The following is a 24417-nucleotide window of genomic DNA, read 5'->3' on the forward strand; positions in this document are numbered from 1 at the left end:
TAGATGATGACGATCTCCTCGTTCGCACCGAATCCCTGCCACGATACGAGAATCGAACGACGAGCACATCCCCTTCGCGCGCGAGCGTGAGAGGCCGCACGCGTGGCGCATGCCTCGCCTCGCCCGTGCGCGGGCGGGCACACGGCGGCGTGCGGCCCAGGGGGCGGCCGTCCTGCCGTACCCTGGCCGGGTGCGTCTCGTCGTTGCTCAGTGCTCGGTCGACTACACCGGTCGGCTCACCGCCCATCTGCCCCTGGCCACCCGTCTGCTCATCGTCAAGGCCGACGGCAGCGTGCTCGTCCATTCCGACGGCGGCAGCTACAAGCCGCTGAACTGGATGAGCCCACCCTGCCAGCTGAAGGTCGTGGACCGGGCCGACGTCGAGGGCACGGCCGACGACCCGACCGACGACCCCGCTCCCCTCCCCGAGGAGGACTGGGTGCAGCAGTGGGACGTCGTCCATGCGAAGACCGGTGACCGCCTGCGCGTGCGCCTGCACGAGATCCTCGAGGACACGAGCGTCGAGCTCGGCATCGACCCGGGCCTGCAGAAGGACGGCGTCGAGGCGCATCTGCAGGCGCTGCTCGCCCAGAACATCGAGACCCTCGGGACGGACTGGTCGCTCGTGCGCCGCGAGTACCCGACGGCCATCGGACCGGTCGACATCCTGGCCCGCGACGCCGACGGCGCCACCGTCGCCATCGAGATCAAGCGGCGCGGCGAGATCGACGGCGTCGAGCAGCTCACCCGCTATCTCGACCTGCTCAACCGCGACCCGCTGCTCGCGCCGGTGCGCGGCATGTTCGCCGCCCAGGCCATCAAGCCCCAGGCCAAGGTGCTCGCCCACGACCGCGGCATCGACTGCGTGACGCTGGACTACGACGCCCTGCGCGGCATCGACGACGCCGAGAGCCGCCTCTTCTGACTCCGTTCCCGCACGCATCCCGTCACCGCACGCACCAGGAGCATCGATGCCCTCCACCGACGTCCCCGTCGATCCGCAGCACGCAGAGACCCTGCATGCCGATCTCGCCGTCCGCGGCACGGCCGTGCTCGCTCGGGGCGTGCTCCCGGGTGCGCTGCTGCTCCTCGGGGGCGACCGCATCCTGTGGGCGGGGCCCGAGGAGCAGGCGCCGGCGCACCGGGCCGAGCGGACTCTCGAGCATCCGGGGCTGATCCTCCCCGGTCTCGTGGACCTGCACTGCCACGGCGGCGGCGGCGCCTCCTTCCCCGACTGCGCCGACGCCCAGGAGGCGATGGTCGCCGTGCGCGAGCACCGTCGCCACGGCACCACGTCCCTCGTCGCCTCGCTCGTGACCGCCTCGGCCGAGGAGCTCGGCCGGCGCGTGGGCATGCTCGCCGGGCTCGTCGAGGACGGCGAGGTCGAGGCGATCCATCTCGAGGGTCCCTTCATCTCCGAGGCGCGCAAGGGCGCCCAGAACCCCGCCCACATCACCGGCGGCGACGCCGCTCTCGTCGGCGAGCTGTGCGCGGCGGGCCGCGGCGCGGTCGCGACGATGACCATGGCCCCGGAGACGGCGTCGGCCACCGCGGTCATCGACGCCCTCGCCGCCGGCGGCGCCGTCCCCTCGCTCGGCCACACCGACTGCGACAGCGCCCAGATGGACGCGGCGATCATCGGCTCCCGCGATGCCCTGCGCCGTCATCACGGCCGCTCCGCGCTGCCCACCGCGACGCACCTGTTCAACGGCATGCGGCCCATCCACCACCGCGATCCGGGCCCGGCTCTCGCCGCGCTCGACGCGGCCGGCCGCGGGGACATCGTCGTCGAGGTCATCGCGGACGGGGTCCACCTCGCCGCGGAGACCGTCGCCCACGTCTTCTCCCTCGCGGCCGACGGCTGCGTCGTGCTCATCACCGATGCCATGGCCGCCGCGGGCATGGCGGACGGCAGCTACCGCCTCGGCGCGCTGGACGTGGACGTGCAGGACGGCGTCGCGACCCTCTCCGACGGCGGCTCGATCGCGGGAGGGACCGCGCATCTCATCGACGTCGTGCGCTTCGCCGTGCGCGAGGCCGGCGTGGATCTCGCCGTCGCCGTGCGCGCGGCCACCGCGGTCCCGGCGCGCGTCCTCGGACGCGAGGACGAGATCGGCGCGCTGCGCGAGGGCCTCGCGGCCGACGTGCTGCTGGTCGACTCCGAGCTGCGTCCCGTGCAGGTCATCCGTCGGGGCGAGCTCGTCGGCACCGCCCAGGCGGACTGAGCTCGCAGCACCCGGCGGGCACCTCGCGCACTGCTCAGTCGGCGTCCCCGCGCACCGCGCCCGTCGGCGCCGCCTCGTACCAGGCGATGACGGCCGAGGAGGTCGTGAAGGGCAGCATGAGCCACAGCGGCTCGCCCTCCCGGCGGACGAACTCGATCTCGGTGTCCAGGACGATGCGCGTCCCTCCGGGGCCGCTCGTCCCGCCGGCGTCAGTCACCGCGCCGGCGCCACTCGCCACGCCGGCATCACCCGCACCGTCGCCCGCTCCCCGACGACCGACGACGTTCTGCCGCTGGACGTCGAGGATCTCGCTGCGGCGCAGCAGAACTTCACCGCCCGGGAGCAGAGCATCGGTGCGGTGCCAGAGCAGACCCTGGGAGCTGAAGCGCAGGCGCCCACCGCGCCAGGCGCCGCGTCCTCCTCGGGCCCGGGGGCGCCACAGGAAGCAGTCGAGCGCGCCGCCGCGGCGCGCGATCACCACGGAGCGGACCAGCACAGCGAGCGCCAGCAGAACGACCAACGTCCCGATCACCACGAGGGTGATCGGGACGTTGACGTGCATCATCGGTGCGCGTTCGCCTCAGCGGGCGGCCGTGGCGCGATCGGCATGATCGACGGCGATCGTCACCACGTCGCGATCCATGGAGACGAAGCCCCCGTCGACCGCTCGCTCGGTGACCTCACCGTCCTCGCCGATGATCCGCACCGCGCCGCGCTCGAGGATCGCGAGCGTGGGCTGCATGCGCGGCAGGATGCCCATCGAGCCGTCGGCGGCGGGGACCACGACCTGGGCGGCGGAGCCGCTCCAGACCGTCCGGTCCGCGGAGACGAAGGTGACCTCGAGGGTGCTCACTCTCCGAGCTCCTTCTGGATCTTGTGCCAGTTCTCCATGACCATGTCGATCCCGCCGACGTTGAAGAACGCCTGCTCGGGAATGTGGTCGAACTCGCCGTCGCAGATGCCCTTGAAGGACTCGATGGTGTCCTTGAGCGGCACGTCCGAGCCGTCCACACCGGTGAACTGCTTGGCCAGGTGCGTGTTCTGCGAGAGGAACTGCTGGATGCGGCGGGCGCGGCCGACGATGACCTTGTCCTCCTCGGACAGCTCGTCGACGCCGAGCATCGCGATGATGTCCTGCAGCTCCTTGTTGCGCTGGAGGATCTGCTTCACGCGGTTGGCGACGTCGTAGTGCTCCTGGCCCACATAGCGCGGGTCGAGGATGCGCGAGGTCGAGGTCAGCGGGTCGATCGCCGGGTACAGACCGCGCGAGGCGATCTCGCGGGAGAGCTCGGTGGTCGCGTCCAGGTGGGCGAAGGTCGTCGCCGGGGCCGGGTCGGTGTAGTCATCGGCCGGGACGTAGATCGCCTGCATCGAGGTGATCGAGTGGCCGCGGGTCGAGGTGATGCGCTCCTGGAGCTGCCCCATCTCGTCGGCCAGGTTCGGCTGGTAGCCCACGGCCGAGGGCATGCGGCCCAGCAGCGTGGAGACCTCGGAGCCCGCCTGCGTGAAGCGGAAGATGTTGTCGATGAACAGCAGCACGTCCTGGCTCTGCACATCGCGGAAGTACTCCGCCATGGTCAGCGCCGAGAGGGCCACGCGCAGACGCGTGCCCGGCGGCTCGTCCATCTGTCCGAAGACCAGGGCGGTCTTCTCGATGACGCCGGACTCGGTCATCTCCTCGATGAGGTCCCAGCCCTCTCGGGTGCGCTCGCCCACGCCGGCGAACACGGAGACGCCGTCGTGGTTGTTGGCCACGCGGTAGATCATCTCCTGGATGAGGACGGTCTTGCCGACGCCCGCGCCGCCGAACAGGCCGATCTTGCCGCCCTGCACGTACGGGGTGAGGAGGTCGATCGACTTGATGCCGGTCTCGAACATCTCGGTCTTGGACTCGAGCTGGTCGAAGCTGGGGGCCGTGCGGTGGATGGGCCAGCGCTCGGAGACCTCGAAGGTCTGGCCCTCCTCGATGTTCAGCGGGTTGCCGACCACGTCGAAGACGGTGCCGAGGGTGACGTCGCCGACCGGCACGGAGATCGGGGCGCCGGTGTCGGTCACGGACTGGCCGCGCACGAGGCCGTCCGTCGGCTTGAGCGCGATCGCGCGGACCATGCCGTCGCCGAGGTGCTGGGCCGTCTCGAGCGTGAGGACGGAGGGCTCGAGGCCCGCGCCCTCGGCGCTGATCTCCGTGGTCAGAGCGTTGTAGAGATCGGGGATGTTGCCCGGGGGGAACTCGATGTCGACGACCGCGCCCGTGACACGGGCGATGCGGCCGGTGCCCTGCTGCGCGGAGGCAGCCGGGGCGTCGGTGGTGACTGGGGTGCTCATACGTTTCTCTCCAATGGGTCAGGCCGGCGCGCGGAGCGCTCGCGGCGGCTCAGCGTTCGGTGCGACCGGATCCCGAGAGCGCGTCGGCGCCGCCGACGATCTCCGAGATCTCCTGGGTGATCTCCGCCTGGCGCGCCGAGTTGGCCAGCCGGGTGAACTTGCGGATCTGCTGTTCGGCGTTGTCCGTGGCCGTCTTCATCGCGCGCTGCGTCGCCGCGTGCTCGGAGGCCATCGACTGCATGAGCAGGTTGACGATGCGCGACTCGAGGTAGCGCGGGATCAGCTCGTCCATGACCGTCTCGGCGTCGGGCGCGAACTCGTACAGCGGGTACGAGGGCGCCTCCGCGCCCGCCTCGGCGTCGACGACCTCGAGCGGGACCAGGCGGGTCGCCCGGGCCACCTGCCGGAAGCGGCTGAGGAAGCGGGTGCCCACGAGGTACGCCTCGTCGAGGTGCACCTCCGGATCCTCGCTGAGAAGGTCGCCGGTGAGCCGCTGCGCGATCTCGTGGCCGAGCGCCGGGATCTCGTTCTCCTGGAACGGGGTCCAGGCCGTGACCGGCGGCCGGTTGCGGAACGTGTAGTAGGTCTCGCCCTTGCGCCCGACGATGTACAGCACGGGCGTCTTGCCCTCGTCGATCAGGTGGTTGGCGAGCTCCTCCGCGGCGCGGATCGCGTTGTGCGAGTACGAGCCCGTCATCCCGCGGTCGGCCGTGATGAGCAGGATGCCGGCGCGGCCGGTCTCGCTGCGCTCCTGGTCGAGGAACGGATGCTCGACGTCGGTCGAATGGGTCGCGACGGCGCCGATCGCCCGAGTGATCGCCTCGGCGTACGGCGTGGTCGCGAGCACCCGGGCGTGGGCCTTGGCGATGCGCGAGGCCGCGACCATCTCCTTGGCCTTGAAGATCTTCTTCATGCCCTGAGCGGAGGTGATCCGCTTCTTGTACTCCCTCTGCTGTGCTCCCATGTCTCTCCTTCGCGGGATGCTCCGGCTGGTCCCGGCGCCGCCCTCCCTGCAGGGTCTCCCCTGCCCCGGTCGGGCGACGCACCGGATCATCCGCGGACGATGCGCTCCTGGTCGATGTCCTCGTCCTCCGCGCTCTCGTGCACGTCGGTGCGGGCCTCGCCCTGGCCCTTGCCCGCCAGGAAGTCGCGCTTGACCTGCTCGAGCAGCTCGGTGGCCTGCTGCTCGGTCTCCTCGGAGAACTTCTTCGAGGTGCGGATGTCCTCGAGCACCGTGCCGTTGTGGCGCAGGTGCTCGAGCAGCAGGGACTCGAACTCGCGGACGTCCTCGACCTCGATGTCGTCGAACTTGCCGGTGGTGCCGCCCCAGATCGAGATGACCTCCTCCTCGACCGGGTAGGGCGAGGACTGGGGCTGCTTGAGCAGCTCCATGAGGCGCGCACCGCGGTTCAGCTGCTGCTTGGAGGCCGCGTCGAGGTCCGAGGCGAACATCGCGAAGGACTCGAGGTCGCGGTACTGCGCGAGCGAGATCTTCAGCGTGCCGGAGACGCCCTTCATCGCCTTGATCTGGGCGGAGCCGCCGACGCGGGAGACCGAGATGCCGACGTCGACAGCGGGGCGCTGATCGGCGTTGAACAGGTCGGACTGCAGGAAGACCTGGCCGTCGGTGATCGAGATGACGTTGGTCGGGATGTACGCCGAGACGTCGTTGGCCTTGGTCTCGATGATCGGCAGGCCGGTCATCGAGCCGCCGCCCATCTCGTCGCTGAGCTTCGCGCAGCGCTCGAGGAGGCGGGAGTGCAGGTAGAACACGTCACCGGGGTAGGCCTCGCGGCCCGGCGGGCGGCGCAGCAGCAGCGACACGGCGCGGTAGGCCTCGGCCTGCTTGGTCAGGTCGTCGAAGACGATGAGGACGTGCTTGCCCTCGTACATCCAGTGCTGGCCGATGGCCGAGCCCGCGTAGGGAGCGATGTACTTGAAGCCCGCGGGATCCGAGGCGGGGGCCGCCACGATCGTCGTGTAGTCGAGGGCGCCGGCCTCCTCGAGGGTCGCGCGGACCGACGCGATGGTCGAGCCCTTCTGGCCCACGGCCACGTAGATGCAGCGCACCTGCTGGCTCGGGTCGCCGGACTCCCAGTTCGCCTTCTGGTTCAGGATCGTGTCCAGGGCGATGGTGGTCTTGCCGGTCTGGCGGTCGCCGATGATGAGCTGGCGCTGGCCGCGGCCGATCGGGGTCATCGAGTCGATGGCCTTGATGCCGGTCTGCATCGGCTCCTTGACGCTCTTGCGCTGCATGACCGTGGGGGCCTGCAGCTCGAGCGCGCGGCGCTCGGTGCTGGCGATCTCGCCGAGGCCGTCGATGGGGGCGCCGGTGGGGTCGACCACGCGGCCGAGGAAGTCGTCGCCGACGGGCACGGAGAGCACCTCGCCGGTGCGGCGCACCTCCTGGCCCTCCTCGATGCCGGAGAACTCGCCGAGGACGACGACGCCGACCTCGCGCAGCTCGAGGTTCTGCGCCAGACCGAGAGTGCCGTCCTCGAAGCGGACCAGCTCGTTGGCCATGACGCCGGGGAGACCCTCGACGCGGGCGATGCCGTCGGCCGACTCGGTGACGCGGCCGATCTCCTCGCGCTCGGGCGTGCCGGCCTGGTAGGTGGACACTGCGGTGTCCAGGGCGTTCCGGATGTCCTCCGGGCGGATCGTGAGCTCAGCCATCGCGGTGCTTCGCTTCCTTCTCTGCCCCGCGGGCGGGGCGGTGGTCGTACCAGCTGTGGTCGTCAGATGGGAGGTCCCGAGGGATCTCCGGTGGATCTCGCCGCGCGGCCGTCAGGCCACCAGGCGGGTGCGCGCCTGGGCCAGGCGCGCGAGGACTGTCGCGTCGTAGAGGTCGTCCCCGACCTGGACGCGCAGGCCGCCGACGACGTCCTCGTCCAGCTCGAAGTTGGTCTGGACCTCGCGGCCGTAGATCCGGGTCAGGATCGAGGACAGGCGCGACTGCTGCTCGGGGGTGAGCTGTCGCGCGCTGCGCACGATCGCCAGCAGACGGCGGCGGCGCGCCGAGGCGAACTCGGCGAAGCCCAGGAGTCGGCGAGCGGGCTTGACGTCCGTGCTCCGGCCCACCGCACGGCGGGCGAGCGCGAGGGTCAGCGGGTGCACGCGGCCCTCGAGCAGCCGCGAGACGATCCCCGCCCGCTGCTCGGGCTGCTCGCGGGCGTCGTCCAGGGCGCCCGTGAGCTCGCCGCTCTCGTCGATCACGCGGGAGATCTGGAAGAGCTCCTCCTCGACCTGCTCGAGCACGTCCTCGCGGGCCGCCTGCTCGAGGAGGGCCTCGACGCCGAGCTGCTCGAGGGCGTCCAGGACGTCCTCCTGCTCGGACCAGCGGCGGCCGACGATCTCGAGGATCACGGAGAGCGCTCCGGGGCTGACGCGCCCCTCGAAGAGCGAGCGCGCCGCGGCCTGCTTGACCTCGGCGGGTCGCCCGCCGTCGCTCAGCATCCGCACCAGCTGGTTGCTGGAGTCGATCGCGTCGGCGGCCCCGAAGAGGTCCTCGGCGACCTGCGCCAGCGACGTGTCGTCGCCGCGCAGGAGGTCCTGGGACCGCTGGGTCACCTCACGCAGGGAGGTGGAGGAGGTTCCTCGCATCTGGTGTCCTTATCGGGTCGCGGTCTGGGACGACTCGAGGTCGTCCAGGAACCGGTCGATCACGCGGCGGGAGCGCTCGTCGTCGGTGAGGGACTCCCCGACGATCTTGGAGGCGAGGTCGCTCGCGAGCGTGCCGACCTCTCCCTTGAGCTGGGCCGCGGCGGTGGTGCGCTCGGCCGAGAGCTGCTGACGGCCGGCGGTGAGGATGCGCTCGTTCTCGGCCTCGGCGCGCGCCTTGGCCTCCTCGACGATCGCAGCGCCGTCCGCACGGGCCTTCTCGCGGATGGAGGCGGCCTCCTGGCGCGCCGCCGCGAGCTCCTGCTCCTGCTCGTCCTTCAGCTGGTCCGCCTGCTGCTGGACCTCCTCGGCCTTCTTCAGACCGCCTTCGATCTTCTCGCTGCGCTCATCGAGCACGGCGTTCAGCCGCGGCAGGATGAACTTGATGAAGACGACGGCGAAGATGACCAGGAAGATCAGCGACCAGACGATCTCCTGGGGCTCGGGCACCAGGATCTTCCAGCCCTCGACCTCTTCCGAGGTGCCTTCGGCAAGAATCATGGTGGGGGTCCTCAGCTGTTGAAGAGGAAGCCGGTGACGATCGCCAGCAGCGTCAGGATCTCGGTGAAGGCGATACCGATGAACATGGTCGACTGCAGGGCGCCGCGCAGCTCGGGCTGGCGGGCGGTCGCCTCGGCGGTCTTGCCCACGATGATGCCGATGCCGATGCCGGGGCCGATCGCCGCGAGGCCGTAGCCGATCGACGCGACGTTGCCGGAGAGAGCAGCGAGGGTGGTGGCGTCCACAGGGTTTCCTTTCGTTGTGCCGACCGGGTGGACGGCGCGTTCTGGGGAGGTGACGACGGAGCGGGTCAGTGCTCGTCCGACGTCGCCATGTTGATGTACACGGCGGTCAGGATGGTGAAGATGAAGGCCTGCAGGGCGGCCACGAAGATCTCGAAGCCGTAGATGCCGATCGCGAGGGCCCCGGAGAAGGGCGCGACGGCGATGAGCGCGGAGCCCGAGAACAGCAGGCCCTGGGTCAGCCCGATGAAGACCACGAGCATGATGTGCCCGGCGACCATGTTGGCGAGCAGTCGGATCGTCAGCGAGGCCCAGCGGATCACGGCGAGCTGGAGGAACTCGATCGGGATCAGCAGGATGTAGATCGGCTTCGGCACGCCGGGGGGCATCGTCTCGTGCTTGAGGTAGCCGCCCAGGCCGTGCTTCTTGATGCCGAAGGAGATGTAGACGATGAACGTCCACAGCGCCGCGAGCAGCGGCAGGCCGATCACCGAGGTGCCGGCGAGGTTCAGCCCGGGGATCACGCCCGCGAGGTTCATCGTGAGGATGAAGAAGAACATCGTCACGAGCATGGGGGCGTACTTCTTGCCCTCGCGCATGCCCAGGGTGTTCTCGATGATCGAGTGGTCGACGAACTCGATGATCATCTCGACGATGCTCTGCGCGCGGCCGGGGACGAGCTTGGCACGGGAGGCGATGACCGCCATCACCGTGAGCACGACGACGAGGATGATGAGCCGCACGAGCTGGACGCGGTTGAACTCGAACCACGTGCCGCCGAAGAGGATGGCGTCCGGGAAGAACTCGGAGATGCTCGGCGTGTGGAACTCGAAGCCCTCGGCGAGGAGGTTCGGAGTGGCGTCGGCGGTGTTCAGCGCGATCTCCCGTGGTCGTCGTGTCGGCATCCGCCCCGCCGATTCCGGCGGACGGGTGACGAGGCCCTGGGGCCTCGGCCGTCGCTGGCGTCAGCAGTCTGGATGGTCGTGCATGTCCTCTGATCCCCCACCGGGGTCGGGGATGCCGCGAGACGGTGCCGCCGGGCCGCGGACGAGCCGAGGTCGGGGAGGCGGCGTCGGAACGATCCGGGACCCGCCGAACCCACGGCTCACCCCGGAGGGGCGGTGTGGTGGAGTGTCACGGGGGCCGTTCCAGGCCACGCGAAGACTCCCCGAGCATATCAGAGCGTCACTGCTCCCGAGGGGGTTCCGCGACCTCCAGACGTGCACGTGAGCGCACCATCCCGACCGCCTCGGTGACAGCCGCCACGACCGCCCCCGCGAGCAGGGCGACGCCGAGCCAGGGCCGCGAGACCCAGCTCGCGTCACCGAGCAGCAGGAGCGCGATGACCAGCACGAACATCTTCACGAGCCAGCTTCCCATGAGCACCATGGCGTACGAGGTGCCGGGCAGCGGACGGGCGATCCGGGCGCTCACCACTGTGGGCAGGGTCACCACGAGAGCGAGGCCACTCCCGACCAGTGCGCCGGGCAGCGCGCCCGCGCCGCCGAGCAGCGCGGCGAGGAGGATGACGACCGCGTCGACGACGATCCCCGCGAGGATCGCGAGCAGCAGAGCCCGCATCAGCAGGCGGTCGTTGTGGCGGCGGGCGCGCGCGATCCCCTCGTCGCTCGGAGCGGCGGGATCGGGTCGGTCGGCGGCGGGCATCGGCGTCTCGGATTCCTCGGGGGTCTCGGGTCGGGTCGGGTCGAGTCGGGGCTGGGCTGGTCTGGGGCCGCAGCCGACGGGGTCAGCCGGCCTCGCGCTCGTGGGCGGGGCGGCGCCGGGCGGAGCGGCGGCGCAGCCGGGCGACCGGATCGATCGTCACCACGAAGGCGACGAGGAGCCCGATCCCCCAGAAGATCACGACGGTGCGCATGTCCACGAGGGCCGGAAGCAGCATCCCCACCGAGATCACGATCGCCCACATGTACATGATCAGGACCGCGCCGAGCTGCGAGTGGCCGATCGCGAGGAGGCGATGGTGCAGGTGGAGCTTGTCGGCGTGGAAGGGCGAGTGGCCCGAGCCGATGCGGCGGACGACGGCGAGCACGAAGTCGAGGAACGGGATGAACATGACGCCGATGGGCAGCAGGATCGGCAGGAACTGACCGATCACCTTCGCGTCGGACAGCTGCGCGGTGTCGATCTGGCCGGTCACCGTGATGGTGCTCGCGGCGAGGAGCAGGCCCAGGAGCATCGAGCCCGAATCGCCCATGAAGATCCTCGCGCGCGGCAGGTTGTGCGGCAGGAACCCCAGACAGGCGCCCACCATCGCGGCCGTGATCAGGGCCGCGAGCGAGGAGTAGTCCGTGGTCGAGGCGCTGCGGGTGAGCATGTAGGCGTAGGCGAAGAACGCCGTGCCGCCGATCGCCATGACTCCTGCGGCCAGGCCGTCCAGACCGTCCACGAAGTTCACGGCGTTCATCGAGACCACCACGACGAGCACCGTGAGGATGATGGCGCTGCGCGAGGACAGCAGGGTGACGCCGCCGATGGGCAGGGACACCAGACGCACGCCCTCGGCGGCCAGCAGGACGGCGGCGAGCACCTGGCCCGCGAGCTTGGTGACCCAGTCGAGGTCCCATTTGTCGTCGGCGGCGCCCAGGAGGGCGACGATCCCGGCCGCGGCGAGGATCGCCCAGGGCTGGCTGCTCTCGTGGAACAGGCCGTGGAGGAACGGGATGCGGCTGGCGATGAGCATCGCCGCGGCGACCCCCACCAGGATCCCCAGTCCCCCGAGACGCGGGGTCACGACCGTGTGGACGTCGCGCGAGCGGACCGCCGTCATCGCCCCGATCCTGCGCGCCATGAGGCGCACCGCGGGTGTGACCAGGAAGGTCACCGCCGCCGCGAGGAGCAGGACGAACAGGTAGATCCTCACGCGGGGCGGCTCCCGCTCCCGGTCTCCCCGGGTCCGTCGGCGGAGGCATCGGGGCCTGCGGAGGAGTCGGAGTCGGCGGTGCCGGCGGAGGCGTCCACGACGTCGACGTCGGCATCGACGTCCGCTTCCGTCCCGGACTCGACGGGCGCGACCAGCGGGGTGGAGCCGGCGGCGGCGAAGGCGTCGGCGCCGATGTCCTCGACGTTCTCCTCGCCCGCCGTGGGTGCGGTTGCGTCGGCCTCGGTCGCCGCGTCCGTCGCCCCCTCCGACGCTCCCTGCGCCGTCGCCCCGTCGGCGTCGGCCGCGGTCCCGTCGGCATCGGAGTCGACCTCGCCGGCGTCGGTCCCGGCTGCGGATCCGCCCTCGGGTTCCTCGGGCTCGGGCGCGGTGAAGATGTCGCCGACGGCCTCGATGATCTGCTCGCGGGTGAGCGCGCCCTCGCGGACGATCTCGGCGGGCTCGACCGTGGTGTCGATGATCGTGGAGGCGGTGCCCAGGCGCGCGGGGCCCCCGTCGAGGTAGACGTCGACGCGGTCGCCGAGCTGGGTGGCGGCGTCCATGACGCTGAGCGCCGCGGGCTTGCCGTGGCGGTTCGCGCTCGAGACGGCGAGCGGGCCGGTGCGGCGCAGCAGCTCGAGGGTGACCTCGTCGTCGGGCATGCGCAGGGCGACGGTGCCCCGGGTCTCCCCGAGGTCCCAGTTCAGCGAGGGCTGCGCGGTGAGGATCAGGGTGAGCGCGCCGGGCCAGAAGGCCTCGGTGAGGCGCTCGGCGTACTCGGGGACGTCGACCGCGAGTCCCAGCAGCACGGCGGGGTCACCGACGAGGACCGGCGGCGGGGCGTCGCGCCCGCGGTCCTTGGCGTCCAGGAGCGCCTGCACGGCGTCCGGGGTGAAGGCGTCCGCGCCGATGCCATAGACGGTGTCGGTGGGGAGCACGATCAGACCGCCGTCGGAGAGGGCGTCCTGGGCGGCCTGGAGGCCCTCGTCGCGGGTGGCTTCGTTCGTGGTGTCGTACACGCTCACGGCGCTCAGTCTCTCATCTCGTGCTGGGGGTGGACGGGTCGGCGCGGAGGGCGACCAGGAAGCGGTCGCGGTCGGTGAGGTCGCGGACCGTGCGGATGTCGGTGAAGGAGCCCGTGCCGTGGGCGAGGGCTCGCGTCGAGGAGCCCTGCACGTCGGCGTGCTCCATCACGAGCAGACCGCCGGGGCGCAGCAGGCGCGCGGCGAGGGCGATCACGGAGCGGGGCACGTCGAGTCCGTCCGCTCCCCCGCCGAACAGGGCGCGGGCGGGATCGTGCTCGCGCACCTCCTGATCACGGGGGATCGCATCGGCGGGGATGTAGGGCGGGTTCGCGAGCACCGCGTCGACGCCGCCGGCGCGGGCGCCGAGCGCGGCCTCCGGGTCCGCGAGCAGACGCGCGTCCCCCACGTCGCCCGCGCGGACTGCTCCCCGCTCCGGGTCCACGGCCGCGAGGTTCTGCGCGGCCAGGTCCCGGGCGGCGGGGTCGATCTCGAGGGCGAGGACGCGAGCTGCGGGCATCTCGTCGAGGACGGCGGCGGCGAGGGCGCCGCTCCCGGTGCAGAGGTCCACGACCGTGCGCACGTCGTGGGACCGTGCGTGCTCGAGCAGCAGATCGATCGCGAGCTCGGTCTCCGGGCGCGGGATGAACACGCCGGGAGCGGTGGCGAGCTGGAGGCGGCGGAACGGGGCGCGGCCGAGGATCAGCTGCAGGGGCTCCCTGCGCTCGCGGCGGGCCACCAGCTCCTCGAGGCGCGCGTCGAAGTCCTCCGGGAGCGCATCGAGCATGACCAGTGGCCCGTCGGCTCGCGCAGCGGCTTCGATGAGGGTGCGGGACTCGGCGCTCGAGGACACGATGCCCGCCCCGCCCAGACGGGCGGTCGTGCGCGACAGCGCGCTGCGCAGGCGCATCCGCACGTCGTCGCTCACAGCTCCCCCTCGGCGGCGTCGCGCAGGCGCTGCTCGGCCTCGGCGCGGCGGGAGGAGTCGATGAGGGCGTCGAGGTCGCCGGCGAGGACGGCCTCGAGGTTGCCGGCCTTGAAGCCGGTGCGGTGGTCGGTCACCCGCGACTCGGGGAAGTTGTAGGTGCGGATCCGCTCGGAGCGGTCGACGGTGCGCACCTGGGAGCGGCGGCTCGCGGAGGCCTCGGCATCCTGCTCGGCGCGGCGCGCCTCGAGCAGGCGCGAGCGCAGGATCCGCATCGCCTGCTCGCGGTTCTGCAGCTGGCTCTTCTCGTTCTGGCAGGAGACGACGATGCCGGTGGGCAGGTGGGTGATGCGCACGGCGGAGTCCGTCGTGTTCACGCTCTGCCCGCCCGGCCCGGAGGAGCGGAAGACGTCGATGCGCAGGTTCGCCGGGACCATCTGCTCGGCGAGCAGCTCGGCCTCGTCGGTCTCGTCGGCCTCGGGCATCACCAGGACGCCGACGGCCGAGGTGTGGATGCGACCGGCGGACTCGGTGACCGGCACGCGCTGGACCCGGTGGACCCCGCCCTCGTGCTTGAGGTGCGCCCAGACGCCGTCGGCCGCTCCCCCGCCCGCACTGCCTGTCGCGCCACCGGTCCCGACTCCGCCGCCGACGGCGGACGAGCCCGCCCGGATCGAGAGGGTCGCGTCCTTGATGCCGCCCAGGTCGGAGTCGGTGGAGTCGATGACCTCGAGCGTCCAGCCCCGGGAGAGCGCGTACTGCCGGTACATGCGCAGCATCTCCGCAGCGAACAGGGCGGATTCCTCACCGCCGGCGCCGGCTTTGATCTCCATGAGCACGTCCCGGGAGTCGTCCTCGTCGCGCGGGGCGAGCAGCTCTCGCAGGTGCTCGCGGAGGGTCGCGACGCGCTCGGCGTCCCGCTCGGCCTCGGCCGCGAACTCGGGGTCGTCTACGGCGAGCTCGCGCGCGGCGTCGCGGTCCTCGGCCGCGCCGCGCAGCTCGCGCAGCGCGGTGACGATCTGGTCGACCTCGGCGTAGCGGCGCCCCACGCGGCGGGCGCGGGAGGCGTCGGCGTGCAGGGCGGGGTCCGCCATGCGCCGCTGCAGCTCGGCGTGCTCGGCCTCGAGGGCGCTCAGCCGCTCGAGCGGGAGGCCGTCGAGGTCATCAGCGGAATGCGCCACGGCCTCTCCTCGGATCAGAACACCGGCAGGATCTTGTCATCGCCGGGCCGGGAGGCCGGATGACACGACACCGGCGGCTCCCCAGGGGGAACCGCCGGTGTCGGAAGCGCTGTTACTTGGACTTCTTGCCGTAGCGGGCCTCGAAGCGGGCCACGCGACCGCCGGTGTCCAGGATCTTCTGCTTGCCCGTGTAGAACGGGTGGCAGGCGGAGCAGACCTCGGCGCGGATCTCGCCGTCGCCCTTGGTGCTGCGGGTGGTGAACGTGTTGCCGCAGGTGCAGGTCACCTGGGTCACGTGATAATCCGGGTGGATGTTCGCCTTCATGATCTCTCCTTCGTGAGGTCGCTGGGTCGGTGCCCGACGGGCGCCGTGAACCAGAACCGACGCCCGATTGTGCCACGTGCGCGCGAGCGGGCACACCCCACGACGCGCGGGGGTGACGAACTCCCCACGGGGAGGCGGCCCGGCCCGTCCGTCCCTCAGGCGGACTCGCGGACCACGAGCCGGTAGGGCACGGTGCGCGCGGCCCCGCCGTCTGCCGCGCTCAGCCGTCCGGTGAACAGCCCGTCCACGAGGTCGACCGCTTCGCGGGCCACGGCCTCGAGGTCGACGCCGATGGTCGTGAGCTCGGGAGAGACGAGCTCCCCCAGCGCGAGGCCGTCGACGCCCGTGACGCGCACGTCCTCGGGCACGTTCAGGCCTCGGGTGCGCAGCGCCTTGAGCACCTGCAGGGCGTGCACGTCGTTCCAGGCCATGAGGGTGTCCGCGCCGGCATCGAGGGCGGCCTCGACCTGCGCCGGGATGCCGTCGGCCGACGCCGGGACGAGGTCCACCGCATCGATCTGCCGGCCGACGGCCTCCCGCATCTGGTGCGCGCGGCGGCTCTCCCCGTCCTGGGCGCTGTCGAGCACGGCGACGCGCGCGGCGCCGGACCTCTTCAGGTGCGCGGCGAGCTCGGACATCGCGTCCTCCTCCGCGAAGCGCACGCCGGCACCGTCGGCCTCCTGGAGGTCGAGGCGCACGAGCGGCATGCGCGCGGGGACGATCTCGTCGGCGTCGGCCGGGAGGCTGTAGCCCAGAAGGGCGTCGGCCCGGCGCACGAGCTCGGTCGCGATCGCCTCGGCCTCCGCTCCGTTCTCGGTCTCGGCGACGACGACGTTCCAGCCGCGTCGCGCGCTCTCGCGGATCACGGCGGCGGCGATCTCCGGGAAGAACGTGTTGGTGAGCTCGTTGACCAGCAGGCCCAGGGTGGGCGGCCCCTGGGAGACGAGACCGCGCCCGAAGCGCGAGGGCCGGTAGTTCAGCTCCTCGGCCGCTGCGAGCACGCGCTCGCGGGTGTCGGGGCTGATGCCGGGCATGTCGTTCATGGCCCGGGTGACCGTCTGCCGCGAGACGCCGGCGCGCGTGGCGACGTCGACGATGGTGGCGCGCCGGGCGCCCGTCGTCCGGTCCGTCCGCGCACCGGCGCTCTCACGGCTTCTGCTCACGCAACGTCCTCCCGAAGATCCAGCCACGCGACCTGCTCGGGGGTCAGCTGCACCGAGAGGCCTTCCATAGAGGATCGCATCTCCGCGATGGAGCGGGGGCCGAACAGCGGGAACGTGGGGAACGGCTGGGCGAGCACGTAGGCGAGCGCGATCGCGGTGGGCGGCACGCCGAACTCGCGGGCGAGGGTGCGGGCGCGCTCGAGGCGCTCGAAGTTGCCGTCGGAGTAGTAGCAGCGCACGAGCTCGGCGTCCGAGCGGTCCTCGGGCGCGGCGCGGCCGGTGAAGAAGCCCCGCGCCTGCGAGGACCAGGGGAAGAGCGGGATCTTCCGCTCCTCGAGCCAGGCCTTCGAGTCCGGGTCGGTCGCGTGCACGCAGCCGGCCCAGGGGACGTCGAGCGCCTCGGCGAGACCGAAGTGGTTGCTCAGCAGGCTGAAGCCCTGCTTGCCGTGGGCCGCGGCGTACGCGTTCGCCTCGTCGACGCGCGCGGGCGTCCAGTTCGAGCCGCCGAACGCACGGATCCGGCCGGCCTCGAGATGCTCGTTGAGCACGTCGACGAACTCGCCGACGGGGATCTCGAGGTTGTCCCTGTGCATCATGTAGAGATCCGCGTAGTCGGTCTGCTGGCGCTCGAGCGACTCCAGCAGCTGGCGGCTCAGCGACGCGGGGTCGCAGTGCGGGGTGTGCGCGCCCTTGGTGATCACCACGACGTCCTCGCGGATGCCGCGGTTCGTGATCCACTGCCCGAGCTGGACCTCGTGGTGACCGCCGCCGTAGATGTATGCGGAGTCGAAGGTGGTGCCGCCGGCCTCGACGAAGGCGTCGAACAGGGCGGAGGCGTGGGCGAGGTTCGGCTGGTTGTCGCAGCCCATGACCAGGCGGGAGATCTTCTTGCCGACCCCCGGGATCTCGCCGTAGGGCATGGCGGGGTGCTCGCCGTCCTCCCGCACGCGCAGCGGGGCGCCGGAGACGGTGGGGATCGCGGAATCCTCGCGCTCGAACGGATAGCGCAGGCCGATCTGCTCGCGCCAGTCGTCGAGCGCGCGGGCCTGGCCGAGGCTCACCTCGAGGTCGAGCTCGGGCACCTCGGACCGTCCCGCGGAGACGGCGCGGGCGAGGGCATCCGCCTCCAGGGCGTAGGGGTGGGCGCGCTCCACGCGGATCTCGCGCGGCTCCTCCCCCGCCACGTCGAGGTGGATCACGGTGTCCTCGCCGAGCGTCCACGGATCCTCGAGACGGATCACGCCGCGGCCGCCGGTGATGGTCGCGGACTGCGGATCCGCCAGGCGCACACCGGTGCGCAGGCTCGCGGTGGCGCCGCCGGGGAAGGTGAGCTCCGCGGTCGCCCATTCGTCGACGCCCGTGGGGCCGACAGTGCCTGCGGCGGAGAGCGAGGCGGGCTCGACGACGGTGCGCCCGGCGGCGGCCCCGGCGACCAGGCGCGCGAAGGACAGCGGGTAGCAGCCGACGTCGAGGATCCCGCCGCCGGCGATCTGCGGATCGAACAGACGGCCCTCGCGCGCCCCGGTGTCGAAGGAGAACGAGGCGTCGACGTGCGCGAGCTCGCCGATCGCGCCCTCGCGCACGAGGTCGAGCACCTGGAGGGTCTGCGGATGGAAGCGGTACATGAAGGCCTCGAGCAGGACGCGCCCGGTGCGGCGGGCGACGTCCGCGACGGCCATCGCGGTGCCGTGGTTCGCCGCCAGCGGCTTCTCGCACAGCACGTGCTTGCCGGCCTCGAGGGCGGCGACGCTCAGGCGCGCGTGCTCGGTGTGCACCGTGGAGACGTACACGGCGTCGACCGCGTCGGAGGCCAGCACCTCCTCGTAGGTGCCGATCACGGCGCCCGGGTCCTCGGCGATGCCGAACTCGCGCGCGAACTCGCGGGCCCGCTCCGGATCGCGGCTGCCCGCGCCCACGAGCACGCCGAGCTCGCTGTGCGGTAGCTGGCCCGCGAAGCGACGGGCGATCGAACCGGGGCCGAGCACGGCCCAGCGCAGGCGTGCGGAACCGCCGGGCGCGGCCGAGGCCGCGCGCTCCGTGCTGCTGGCGTCGTGGGTGGGTGCGCTGCTGTCGGTGCTCATGGATGCGACCTCGCTGTCGAAGGGTGGGGAGCTGCGGAAGGCGGGTGCTGCGGGCGGGTGCCGGACGAGGGCCGCACCGGGACCGCCGCGACCCGTCGGCGGTGCGTGAACGTTCACGACAGGGATCACGCTACACGTCCGTCGAGCGCGCCGCCATACCTCGCGGATCTGCACCCGGGTGCGAAGACCCCTTGAGGGACCCCGGGCCGGCCGCACAGCGATGCACAGAAGAGCCGCCCCGTGTCCGGTCGGCGCCGCGAGGTCCACGGACGGCTGTGACCCTTGACACCCTCGGGGGCGGATGCCATAGTCCTGGCCAGCTGTGAACGTTCACGGCCCTGATCGCCTGCTCGATGACGAGGAGAGCCCATGCACCCACCCACGCGACGACATGTCCTGCGAGGCCTCGGTCTCGCAGGTCTGGCAGCGGGAGGACTGGCCGCCTGCGGCTCCTCCCCCACGATCTCCGACGACCCCGACGAGCTGGTCATGTGGTACTGGAACCGCTCGGCCAGCCCGAAGCTCCTCGAGCAGGCCGCGAAGAACGTCCCCGGCACCGACCGGCACGTGCGCGCCGACGTCATCGGCACCACCTTCGACACCAAGCTGCGCACGAGCCTCGCGGGCGGCGCCTACATCCCGGACATCACGTACATCAACTCGAACAACGCCCTCTACTTCCGCAACGAGCACCAGTTCCTGGACATGAACGACCTGGGGGCCGCCCAGCACGCGGACGACTACTACGAGTGGAAATGGAAGCTCGGGATCACGCCCGAGGAGCGCTTCTGCTTCTTCCCTCTCGACATCGGCCCCACCGGCTTCTACTACCGCCAGGACGTGTTCGAGAAGGCGGGGCTGCCGACGGAACCGGACGAGGTCTCCTCCGCGGTCTCGACGTGGAAGGACTGGATCGCACTCGGCGCCGAGCTCCGAAAGGCGACCGGCTCCGCGCTCGTCAACACCGCGCAGTCCATCTACGAGCAGTTCCTCAACGCGAGCCCCGAGCGCTACCTCGACGCCGAGGACACGCCCCTGTACACGGCCGAGGGCTCGGCGGTGCGCGAGGCCTGGGACACGGCCGTCGCCGCGATCGACGCGCACATCACCGCGGGGATCCCGGACGCCCGCGGCACGGACCAGAACGCCGCGTGGTCCAGCGGGAAGACCGCCGGCCACGTGAACGCCTCGTGGTGGTCCCAGATCATCCAGGAGTCCGCGCCCGACTCCGCGGGCCTCTGGCGCCTGGCCGACCAGCCCGTGCGCCCGGGGAACTCAGGAGGCTCCTTCGCCGCGATCCCCCACACCTGCAAGGACCCGGAGGCCGCCTTCGCCTTCATCCGCTGGATCAACACCCCGGACCACCAGGCCGAGGCCTACAACGACGTCCAGCTCTTCCCCTCAGCACCAGCCTCCTACGAGAGCGGGACCATGAAGTACGCCGGCGACTTCTTCGGGGACCAGGATCCGCTCGCCTTCTTCTCGCACGCCGCCGAGCAGGTGCCGGAATCGTTCATCAGCACGTGGGAGAGCGTCGTCTCCGGCAGCTTCACCCTCGAGATCACCAACGTCGAGACCGCCGGCAAGGACCCGGACCGCGCATGGGCCGATGCGATCGCCGCCGCCGAGAAGGCCCTGCGCAAACGAGGAGTCCAGCGATGAGCGTCATGACCACTCCCCCGCCCGTCGACGCGGCCAGGCCCTCCACCGCGGCCGTCCCGCGCACCCGGGCCCGCGGCTGGAGAGGAGTGCTCTCCCACTGGCCGCAGTACGTCGCGATCGCCCCGTTCTACGTGCTCTTCCTGGTGTTCGGGCTGTTCCCGATCGTGTTCTCGATCGTGCTCTCCTTCACCGACTGGGACGGCATGGGCGAGATCCGCTTCGCCGGGCTCTCCCAGTACATCTACCTCGTGCAGGACTCCCGCTTCTGGAACGCCGTCGGGAACACGTTCATCATCTGGTTCCTCTCCACGGTCCCGATGCTCTTCCTGGCGCTCGTCATCGCGTTCCTGCTGCACCAGAACATCCGCTTCCGCGGGTTCTACCGGGTGGCCTTCTTCCTGCCGAACGTCACCAGCATGGTCGCGATGGCGATCGTCTTCGGCTCGGTCTTCTCCGACTCCTTCGGACTCGTGAACTCGGCGCTGACCGCACTGCACCTCGACTCCGTCCCCTGGCTCTCGAGCAGCCTGGGCATCAAGGTCACCATCGCCGTGATGGTGATCTGGCGGTTCACCGGCTACAACGCGATCATCTACCTCGCCGGGCTCCAGTCGATCCCGACGGACCTGTACGACGCCGCGAAGACCGACGGCGCCTCCACCTGGCAGATCTTCACCCGCGTGACGATCCCGATGCTGCGTCCGATCATCCTGTTCACCGTCATCACCTCGACCGTCGGCGGGCTGAGCCTGTTCACCGAGCCGCAGGTGCTGCTCGGCGACGCCGGCGGCAACGGCGAGGCCGGCATGACGATCGTGCTCTACCAGTACAACCAGGCGTTCACGCAGTTCGACTTCGGGTACGGCTCGGCGATCGCCTGGGCCCTGTTCGTCTTCGCCTCCGTGTTCGCGATCATCAACTGGCGTCTGCTCAGCGAGCGCAGGGACACGCCCCGTCGGACCGGCAGGAAGGCACGCTCATGACCACCGCCGACCCCACCCGCACCTCAGGACCGCCGGCCCCCGGAGGCGGCGCAGCCCCGCGCGGGAGCACCCGGCCGGGGCTGCGCACAGCGGGCGACCGCGCCGCGATCGCGCGCGACCGCCTCGAGAAGGTGATCACGCATCTTCTGATCCTCGTCGGCGTCGTGCTGTCGGTCTTCCCGTTCTACTGGCTCGCGGTGATGTCGACGTCGACGACCGCGCAGATCTTCGGGTACCCGCCGCGTCTCACCTTCGGCACGAGCCTCGCGGAGAACCTCAGGAACCTCTTCTCGAGCGTGGACATCCTCTCCGCCCTCGTGAACACCATCATCGTGTCCGCGCTGTGCGCCGTGCTGGTGATGTTCTTCGACTCCCTCGCCGCCTTCGCCTTCGCGAAGTACGACTTCCCGGGCAAGAACGCGCTGTTCGTGCTGATGATCGCGACGTTCCTGATCCCTGGGAGCCTCTCGCTGGTGCCGAGCTTCATCCTCATGTCGAAGATCGGCTGGGTGGGGACGCTGCAGGCGCTCATCGTCCCGGGCGCTGCGAACGCCTTCGGCATCTTCCTGCTGCGGCAGATGGCGAGCTCATCGATCCCCGACGAGCTCGTGGAGTCCGCCCGGATCGACGGCGCAGGCTTCTTCACCATCTATCGCAGGATCGGCGTGCCGATGATGCGCGGCGGCCTCGCGTTCCTGGGCATCTTCACGTTCATCACCGCATGGAACGACTACGTGTGGCCGCTGATCGTGCTGGTCGACCCGAAGCGCCAGACCCTGCAGACCGCCCTGCAGAACCTGAACTCGCTCTACCTCACCGACTACGGGATGGTCATGGCGGGCGCGCTGGTCAGCGTGCTGCCGCTGATCGGCGTGTTCATCATCGGCTCGCGCCACTTCATCGCGAACATCGCGGCGGGCGCGATCAAGGGATGACGGAGCGGGGATGACGACGGCGGGGCGAGCACCGAAGTGCCCGCCCCGCCGTCGTCGGACCCGGGAGACCGGTCCCGAGAGCTCACTCCCGCGAGAGGTCAGTCGCCGGAGCGGCCGCCCACGCTGGGGGTGTTCTTGGAGACCGTCATCAGGAACTCGGTGTTCGACTGGGTCTTCTTCACGCGCTCCAGGAGCAGCTCGAGCGCCTGCTGCTGATCGAGGGCGCCGAGGACGCGGCGGAGCTTCCACATGATGGCAAGCTCCTCCTTGCCCATGAGCTCCTCCTCGCGGCGGGTGCTCGAGGCGTTGACGTCCACCGCCGGGAAGATGCGCTTGTCCGCGAGGTTCCGCGAGAGGCGCAGCTCCATGTTGCCGGTGCCCTTGAACTCCTCGAAGATGACCTCGTCCATCTTGGAACCGGTCTCCACCAGGGCCGAGGCGAGAATGGTCAGCGAGCCGCCGTTCTCGATGTTGCGTGCGGCGCCGAAGAAGCGCTTGGGCGGGTACAGCGCCGAGGCGTCGACACCGCCGGAGAGGATACGACCCGAGGCCGGGGCGGCCAGGTTGTAGGCGCGCGAGAGACGGGTGAGCGAATCCAGCAGCACCACCACGTCCTTGCCCATCTCCACGAGGCGCTTGGCGCGCTCGATCGCGAGCTCGGCCACGATCGTGTGGTCCGAGGCGGGCCGGTCGAAGGTCGAGGCGATGACCTCGCCCTTCACCGTGCGCTGCATGTCGGTGACCTCCTCGGGGCGCTCGTCGACGAGCACGACCATGAGGTGGGCCTCGGGGTTGTTCGTGGTGATCGCGTTCGCGATCTGCTGCATGATGATCGTCTTGCCGGCCTTCGGGGGCGCGACGATGAGGCCGCGCTGGCCCTTGCCGATCGGCGAGACGAGGTCGATGATGCGCGGCGCGACCGCGTTGGGGGCGGTCTCCAGGCGCAGGCGCTCGTCCGGGTAGAGCGGGGTGAGCTTGCCGAAGTCCACGCGCTGACGGGCGCGATCGGGGGTGAGCCCGTTGACGGTGTCGACCTGCAGCAGCGGGGCGTACTTGCCCTGCTGGTTGCCGCCGCGGTTGCGGCGGTTGCGCCCGCCGCCCTGCTGCGGCTGCTCCTGGCGCTGCTCCTCGCCGTCCTTGGGCGCCCGCACGAGGCCCGTGATCGCGTCGCCCTTGCGCAGCCCGCTCTTGCGGACCATGTTCATGGAGACGTAGACGTCGCTCGCGCCGGGCAGGTAGCCGGTGGTGCGCACGTAGGCGTTGTTGTCGCGCACGTCGAGGATGCCGGCGACGCTCACGAGCTCCTCGCCCTCGCGGACCTGCTGCTCGTCCTCGCTGCCGCCGCCGTCCTGCTGCGGGTTGTCGCCGCCGTTGCGGCCGCGGCGCTTGCGATCGCGCGAGCGGTTGCGGGAGCGGCGGTTGCGACCGTCCTCGGAGTCTCCGCGGCCGCCCCGGCCGCCCTGGTCGTTGCGGCTCATGTCGGAGTCCTCACCCGTGCGATCGGGCAGCTCGATGTCCTCGAGACGGGGACGCGACCCGCGTCCGCCCTGATCGCCGTGGTCGTTGCGGTCGTTGCTGTCCTTGCGGTTGTCCCGGTCCTTGCGGTTCTCGCGGCCCGCACGGTCGCCGCGGTCCTGGCGATCCTGTCGGTCGCCACGGTCCTGACGGTCGCCGCGATCCTGTCGGTCGCCGCGCTGGCGGCCCTCGCCCTGGTCGCCGCGCTCCTGGCGCTCGGAGCGATCGCTCCGCTCCGCGCGCTCAGGGCGTTCGTTGCGCTCGTTGCGCTCGTTGCGCTCCTGACGGTCCTCGCGGCCGCGGCGCTCCTGGCGCCCGCCCGTGCCGCGCTCGTCCTGCGTGGGCAGATCCAGGCCGAGGTCCAGGACGTCGGCCGACGACGCCGAGCCCTCGGAGGCTCCGCTCGTCGTCGCCGCCTTCTGCGGGGCGGTCTCGCCCGCTGCCGCGGACGTCGACGCGGTGGCCTCCGGCGCGCTTTCGGTCGGAGCGGTGCTCTTCGGGGCCGTGGTCTTCGGGGCGGAGGAGCCGCCCCCGTTGATCGCGTCGATGAGCTCGCCCTTGCGGAGGCGACGCGCCCCCTTGATGCCGAGCCCGGCAGCGATCTGCTGCAGCTCGGGAAGCTTCTTCGCCGCGAGCGACGTGCTGTCGCCCTGCGGTGCGGTGGTGTCGTTCACCCAGGTTCCTTCCTGTGGATCGCGCGGCGCGCATCCGTGATGAGTGCATGAGCTGCGCGGCGACCGGGCCGGTGGACGGCGGGGTTCGCGGCAGTCCTCTCCCCGAGGGCGGCCGTGGCG

At 71.2% G+C, this 24417-nt stretch carries 23 protein-coding genes; 5 read left to right on the forward strand and 18 right to left on the reverse strand.

The window, feature by feature from the left end; genetic code table 11:
- Window positions 1-190: 190 nt before the first annotated feature.
- Both nucS and MHY49_RS00260 read left to right on the forward strand, forming a co-directional pair.
- Window positions 191-925 (forward strand): endonuclease NucS, encoded by a 735-nt coding sequence (nucS, locus tag MHY49_RS00255; protein WP_239201519.1) that lies wholly within the window; start codon window positions 191-193, stop codon window positions 923-925.
- Between the two features lie 46 nt (window positions 926-971).
- Complete coding sequence (locus MHY49_RS00260; RefSeq protein WP_239201521.1) at window positions 972-2225, forward strand: N-acetylglucosamine-6-phosphate deacetylase; 1254 nt, start codon at window positions 972-974, stop codon at window positions 2223-2225.
- A gap of 34 nt (window positions 2226-2259) precedes the next feature.
- Here the strand turns inward: MHY49_RS00260 and MHY49_RS00265 are convergent, their stop codons facing one another.
- From MHY49_RS00265 to MHY49_RS00345, 17 genes are all read right to left on the reverse strand, one after another.
- The gene (locus tag MHY49_RS00265; RefSeq protein ID WP_239201526.1) at window positions 2260-2790 is read right to left on the reverse strand and encodes a DUF2550 family protein; all 531 of its coding nucleotides are present in this window, start codon (window positions 2788-2790) and stop codon (window positions 2260-2262) included.
- Between the two features lie 15 nt (window positions 2791-2805).
- Complete coding sequence (locus tag MHY49_RS00270; RefSeq protein WP_200500979.1) at window positions 2806-3078, reverse strand: F0F1 ATP synthase subunit epsilon; 273 nt, start codon at window positions 3076-3078, stop codon at window positions 2806-2808.
- Window positions 3075-4550 carry a F0F1 ATP synthase subunit beta gene (gene atpD, locus MHY49_RS00275; protein ID WP_239201529.1) on the reverse strand — a complete coding sequence of 492 codons (1476 nt, stop codon included), beginning with the start codon at window positions 4548-4550 and terminating at the stop codon, window positions 3075-3077. Before atpD ends, MHY49_RS00270 begins: the two co-directional genes overlap by 4 nt.
- Window positions 4551-4599: 49 nt before the next feature.
- Window positions 4600-5514, reverse strand: a complete 915-nt coding sequence (locus tag MHY49_RS00280) for a F0F1 ATP synthase subunit gamma (protein WP_228358188.1) — start codon at window positions 5512-5514, stop codon at window positions 4600-4602.
- A gap of 86 nt (window positions 5515-5600) precedes the next feature.
- Complete coding sequence (gene atpA / locus MHY49_RS00285; RefSeq protein WP_239201532.1) at window positions 5601-7226, reverse strand: F0F1 ATP synthase subunit alpha; 1626 nt, start codon at window positions 7224-7226, stop codon at window positions 5601-5603.
- A 111-nt stretch (window positions 7227-7337) separates the two neighbouring features.
- Window positions 7338-8153, reverse strand: a complete 816-nt coding sequence (locus MHY49_RS00290; RefSeq protein ID WP_239201533.1) for a F0F1 ATP synthase subunit delta — start codon at window positions 8151-8153, stop codon at window positions 7338-7340.
- 9 nt (window positions 8154-8162) lie between these two features.
- On the reverse strand, window positions 8163-8711 hold the full coding sequence (locus MHY49_RS00295; RefSeq protein WP_200500984.1) for a F0F1 ATP synthase subunit B: 549 nt from the start codon (window positions 8709-8711) through the stop codon (window positions 8163-8165).
- Between the two features lie 11 nt (window positions 8712-8722).
- Window positions 8723-8956 carry an ATP synthase F0 subunit C gene (gene atpE, locus MHY49_RS00300; protein WP_200500985.1) on the reverse strand — a complete coding sequence of 78 codons (234 nt, stop codon included), beginning with the start codon at window positions 8954-8956 and terminating at the stop codon, window positions 8723-8725.
- A 65-nt stretch (window positions 8957-9021) separates the two neighbouring features.
- Window positions 9022-9858, reverse strand: a complete 837-nt coding sequence (gene atpB / locus MHY49_RS00305; RefSeq protein WP_152352682.1) for a F0F1 ATP synthase subunit A — start codon at window positions 9856-9858, stop codon at window positions 9022-9024.
- Between the two features lie 280 nt (window positions 9859-10138).
- Entirely contained in the window at window positions 10139-10618 is a 480-nt protein-coding gene (locus MHY49_RS00310; protein ID WP_239201536.1) for a hypothetical protein, read from the reverse strand.
- Window positions 10619-10700: 82 nt separating this feature from the next.
- A complete protein-coding gene (locus tag MHY49_RS00315) occupies window positions 10701-11834 on the reverse strand; it encodes an MraY family glycosyltransferase (protein WP_239201540.1) in 1134 nt (377 codons plus the stop codon).
- On the reverse strand, window positions 11831-12856 hold the full coding sequence (locus MHY49_RS00320) for an L-threonylcarbamoyladenylate synthase (protein ID WP_239201543.1): 1026 nt from the start codon (window positions 12854-12856) through the stop codon (window positions 11831-11833). Before MHY49_RS00320 ends, MHY49_RS00315 begins: the two co-directional genes overlap by 4 nt.
- A gap of 13 nt (window positions 12857-12869) precedes the next feature.
- The gene (gene prmC, locus MHY49_RS00325) at window positions 12870-13781 is read right to left on the reverse strand and encodes a peptide chain release factor N(5)-glutamine methyltransferase (protein ID WP_239201546.1); all 912 of its coding nucleotides are present in this window, start codon (window positions 13779-13781) and stop codon (window positions 12870-12872) included.
- Entirely contained in the window at window positions 13778-14872 is a 1095-nt protein-coding gene (gene prfA, locus MHY49_RS00330; RefSeq protein WP_239201770.1) for a peptide chain release factor 1, read from the reverse strand. Before prfA ends, prmC begins: the two co-directional genes overlap by 4 nt.
- A 199-nt stretch (window positions 14873-15071) precedes the next feature.
- Window positions 15072-15284, reverse strand: a complete 213-nt coding sequence (gene rpmE / locus MHY49_RS00335) for a 50S ribosomal protein L31 (RefSeq protein ID WP_200500990.1) — start codon at window positions 15282-15284, stop codon at window positions 15072-15074.
- A 155-nt stretch (window positions 15285-15439) separates the two neighbouring features.
- A complete protein-coding gene (locus MHY49_RS00340) occupies window positions 15440-16447 on the reverse strand; it encodes a LacI family DNA-binding transcriptional regulator (protein WP_239201549.1) in 1008 nt (335 codons plus the stop codon).
- A complete protein-coding gene (locus MHY49_RS00345) occupies window positions 16444-18528 on the reverse strand; it encodes an aldo/keto reductase (RefSeq protein WP_239201564.1) in 2085 nt (694 codons plus the stop codon). The genes MHY49_RS00340 and MHY49_RS00345 overlap by 4 nt, the downstream gene beginning before the upstream one ends.
- Before the next feature lie 369 nt (window positions 18529-18897).
- On the opposite strand from MHY49_RS00345, the gene MHY49_RS00350 reads away from it, so the two are divergent.
- The 3 genes from MHY49_RS00350 to MHY49_RS00360 are packed head-to-tail and all read left to right on the forward strand — an operon-like array spanning window position 18898 to window position 22108.
- Window positions 18898-20190, forward strand: coding sequence for an ABC transporter substrate-binding protein (locus MHY49_RS00350; protein ID WP_239201567.1), 1293 nt, complete (start codon window positions 18898-18900; stop codon window positions 20188-20190).
- Window positions 20187-21173 (forward strand): carbohydrate ABC transporter permease, encoded by a 987-nt coding sequence (locus tag MHY49_RS00355; protein ID WP_239201570.1) that lies wholly within the window; start codon window positions 20187-20189, stop codon window positions 21171-21173. The genes MHY49_RS00350 and MHY49_RS00355 overlap by 4 nt, the downstream gene beginning before the upstream one ends.
- Entirely contained in the window at window positions 21170-22108 is a 939-nt protein-coding gene (locus MHY49_RS00360) for a carbohydrate ABC transporter permease (protein ID WP_228358177.1), read from the forward strand. Before MHY49_RS00355 ends, MHY49_RS00360 begins: the two co-directional genes overlap by 4 nt.
- 98 nt (window positions 22109-22206) lie before the next feature.
- On the opposite strand, the gene rho is transcribed toward MHY49_RS00360, so the two are convergent.
- Window positions 22207-24297: a transcription termination factor Rho gene (gene rho, locus MHY49_RS00365; RefSeq protein ID WP_239201573.1), complete on the reverse strand. Its 2091-nt coding sequence runs from the start codon at window positions 24295-24297 to the stop codon at window positions 22207-22209.
- Window positions 24298-24417 lie beyond the last annotated feature (120 nt).

Source organism: Brachybacterium sp. ACRRE (assembly GCF_022346485.1).
In the GTDB taxonomy this organism is placed as follows: Bacteria; Actinomycetota; Actinomycetes; order Actinomycetales; family Dermabacteraceae; genus Brachybacterium; species Brachybacterium halotolerans.